Here is a 2083-nt window from a genome sequence, read left to right on the forward strand (position 1 = left end):
CAACCATCGCCGAGATGATGAAATCATCCAGCGAGATGATGAAGGCCAGAAGCCAGCCCGAGACGACACCCGGCATCAGGATCGGCAGGGTGATCCGGCGGAAGGCCTTGGCGGGGCTCGCGTAAAGGTCGCGCGCGGCCAGTTCCAGCCCGTCGTCCATCGAGGTCAGCCGGGCGCGGATCGGCAGATAGGCGAAGGGGATGCAGAAGACGATATGGGCCACGACAACGGTCGCAAGACCAAGGCGAAAGCCGATGGTGCCGAAGAAGATCAGCGTGGCGATGGCGGTCACGATCTCGGGCACCATCAGGGGGAAGTTGATCAGCGCATAGGCGCCTTCCTTGCCCCGGAACTTCAGCCGCACGGTCGCCACGGCGGCGGCGATGGCCAGAACGGTCGCGACGCTTGCCGCGATCAGCGCCACGGTCAGCGAGTTCATCGCGGCGCGTTGGATGCCCGCATCGGCAAAAACCTCGCGGTACCAGTGCAGCGAAAACCCGTCGATGCGGCTGATGGAACGGCCAGAGTTGAAGGAATAAAGCGCGAGGAAACCGATGGGCGCATAGAGAAAGACAATCGCGAGGATCGCGGTCAGTCCGGTGCCCGGCAGGTTGCGGATATCGCGGTCGCGGCGGTCGAGGAAGGCCATCAGATCACCTCCCCGCCCGCTTTGGCGGACCGACGCGCCGACCAGAAAAGTGCGATCAGCGTGAAGACCAGAAGGATGGTCGAAAGCGCCGCCCCGAACGGCCAGTTGCGCGAGCCCTGGAACTGCTGGCCAATGAGGTTGCCAATCATCAGCGTCTTGCCGCCGCCAAGGATGTCGGGGGCAAGGAAGGCGCCGATCCCGGGGATAAACACGAGAAGACTGCCTGCGACGATGCCGGGTTTCAGGATCGGCAGGACGACCTTGAACACCGCCTGAAACCGGTTCGCATGCAGGTCATAGGCGGCCTCCAGAAGGCGGAAGTCGAAGCGTTCGAAGGCGGCATAAAGCGGCAGGATCATGAAGGGCAGGAAGCTGTAGACAAGCCCCAGCCCCACGGCGAAATCGTTATAAGCCAAGGGCAGCGGGCCGGAGGTGAGGCCCAGCGATTGCAGCCCCGAATTGATCGGCCCTTCGTCGCGCAGGATCAGCAAGAGCGCGATGGTGCGGACCAGAAGGTTGACCCAATAGGGAATGGTGATCAGCACCAGCCAGACCGATTTCTGCCGGTCGGACCGGGTCGCGATGAACCAGGCTGCCGGGATGCCGACCATCAGGCACAGAACCGTCGCCACCCCCGCCTGGATCAGCGAACGGGCGAAGATGCGGATGTAATCGGTCGAGAAGCTCAAGCTGTCATCGAAGATGTCGCGCTCGAAGAGGACGCGGATATAGGCCTCGGCCGAGAAGTTCCAGACCACGCCGCCGTAACGCGCGGGTTCCAGAAAGGAATAGATCGTGGTGATCGCAATCGGTACGACCATGAAGATCGTGATGACCAGAAGCGCGGGCGACAGAAGCCCCGCCGCCAGCCGGGTTTCGGGCTGCATGTTCATGATGCCAGCACCCGGAGCGCACCCGGCTCGACCGCGACGAAAACCTCCGACCCCGGCGCGGCGTCAATCTGCCCGCGCAGACCGCCACGCGGCAGATGGACGGTGACCGAATGGTCACCGGCCTTCAGGTGCAGCGCCAGCGCGTTGCCCAGATAGGTGCGGTCGGTAACGCGGAAGGGACCGATTTCGCCGCCGCCCTTCTTGCCTACGCCCACCGCCAGCCTCTCGGGCCGGATGCACAGCGTAATCGACGTGCCGGGCGCATGTGTCCCCGTTTCTGCCGGGATCTCGCCCAGCCCGGCCACGCGTGCGCGCCCCGGCGCCGCGACCTCACCCGCGATCAGATTGGCGCCGCCGATGAAGTCGGCGACGAAGCGGTTGGCGGGGGCCTCGTAGATCTCTTCCGGTGTGCCCAGCTGCTGCAGGCGTCCGGCCGACATCACCGCCACCCGGTCGCTCATCGCCAGCGCCTCTTCCTGATCATGGGTGACAAAGACGAAGGTGATGCCCGTTTCGCGCTGCAGCGCTTTCAGTTCCAGCC

The 2083-nt window shown here is 64.4% G+C and carries 3 protein-coding genes; all 3 read right to left on the reverse strand.

The genetic code is table 11. The features are described 5' to 3' along the window. Positions 1-649, reverse strand: a 649-nt coding sequence (locus WBB85_RS01640) for an ABC transporter permease (RefSeq protein WP_432636883.1), incomplete at its 3' end; no start/stop codon positions are given. Next, the gene (locus WBB85_RS01645; RefSeq protein ID WP_432636884.1) at positions 649-1542 is read right to left on the reverse strand and encodes an ABC transporter permease; all 894 of its coding nucleotides are present in this window, start codon (positions 1540-1542) and stop codon (positions 649-651) included. The genes WBB85_RS01640 and WBB85_RS01645, both read right to left, overlap by 1 nt. Beyond that, positions 1539-2083 (reverse strand): ABC transporter ATP-binding protein (locus tag WBB85_RS01650; RefSeq protein WP_432636885.1); only part of this gene is annotated, 545 nt, incomplete at its 5' end. The genes WBB85_RS01645 and WBB85_RS01650, both read right to left, overlap by 4 nt.

The sequence above is a fragment of the Albidovulum sp. genome, assembly GCF_049646345.1.
GTDB lineage: Bacteria > Pseudomonadota > Alphaproteobacteria > Rhodobacterales > Rhodobacteraceae > Albidovulum.

Excerpts from the sequence above, each read along its gene's own strand:
- WBB85_RS01645 (WP_432636884.1), bottom strand. The coding sequence starts at position 1,542 with ATGAACATGCAGCCCGAAACCCGGCTGGCGGCGGGGCTTCTGTCGCCC.